This is a genomic window from Candidatus Magnetobacterium casense (assembly GCF_019173545.1).
GTDB lineage: Bacteria > Nitrospirota > Thermodesulfovibrionia > Thermodesulfovibrionales > Magnetobacteriaceae > Magnetobacterium > Magnetobacterium cryptolimnobacter.
This window is the reverse complement of the sequence record NZ_JABXWD010000763.1, coordinates 1-1,111: the sequence shown is the minus strand read 5'-3', so window position 1 is coordinate 1,111 and position 1,111 is coordinate 1. Positions and strand designations below refer to the sequence as shown.

The window sequence follows — 1,111 nt, the reverse complement described above, 5'->3', positions numbered from 1 at the left end:
CCACGGGCGACGACGGCGCAATCCAGGCGGGCGTGGCCTGGCCGAGTCCGCGCTTTACCGCCGCTACCAACACGGTCACCGACAACCTCACGGGCCTGGTCTGGACGAAGGACGCCAACCTTCCCGGTTATAAGACATGGCAAGGTGCCCTGGACTACGTCGCGTCAATGAACACCGGGGCTGGTACGTATGGCTATACCGACTGGCGGCTGCCAAACATCATAGAGCTGGAGAGCCTTGTCAACGCGGAACAGGCTACTCCGGCGACGTGGCTGAACTCGCAGGGCTTTACCAATGTGCAGTCTTACTTCTACTGGTCGTCTACGTCCTACGCTGTCAATACGTCCGGCGCGTGGGTCGTCGGCATGGACGTTGGCTTCGTCTTCGCCTTCGATAAGTCCCCCAACGACTATGTGTGGCCGGTTCGTTCTGGACAATAGGTCATTTGATAATTTGATTATTTGGATATTTTACAATGGCACAGTATGAGCATCTTCCAATATACAGGAGGGCCTTTGACATGGCGATATATGTCGATAACACGGTGAGGGGTTTTTCACGATACAATAAATACGGTATAGGAACTGATATGAGAGACCTGTCACGAATGGTTATACGACTGATAATAAAGGCCAACTCAGAGGTTGACAAGATCAGCACGCTCACTGCGCTAAGAGATACTATCGAGGAACTCAGGATTGTGTTTAGATTGGGTAAAGAGGTAAAGGTATTTAAGAACTTTGATGCCTTTAAGCGCCTCATCGAAGACACTATATCATTAAGCAGACAGTGCGAGGGGTGGATGAAATCAGTAAGAGGTAAGAAATAATGCCGGAACCGCCTTTCTTTTTTGTCGGTATAACATCCGCCGAAGCAGATTGTCGGGTGTGCATAGAAAATCATTGTGCGCCCATCCCGCCTTACAGGCATTGGCTGGTAATCAGGCATACCGCTGTGGATTGCCTGATGAAATTCTCACAAGAGGATGGGCAAATGTGCAGTCTAACAACTACTGGTCGTCTACGTCCTACGCTAACAATACGTCCAACGCGTGGATCGTCAACATGAACGATGGCAACGTCAACGCCAACGATAAGTCCAACAACAACTA

The 1,111-nt window shown here is 50.3% G+C and carries 3 protein-coding genes; all 3 read left to right on the top strand.

The window, feature by feature from the left end:
* A partial coding sequence (locus tag HWQ67_RS19350; RefSeq protein ID WP_218254332.1) for a DUF1566 domain-containing protein occupies positions 1 to 440 on the top strand: 440 nt, incomplete at its 5' end.
* A 35-nt stretch (positions 441 to 475) separates the two neighbouring features.
* Complete coding sequence (locus tag HWQ67_RS19345; protein WP_218254331.1) at positions 476 to 829, top strand: four helix bundle protein; 354 nt, start codon at positions 476 to 478, stop codon at positions 827 to 829.
* 58 nt (positions 830 to 887) lie between these two features.
* Positions 888 to 1,111: DUF1566 domain-containing protein (locus tag HWQ67_RS19340; protein ID WP_218254330.1), on the top strand; the 224-nt coding region annotated here is incomplete at its 3' end.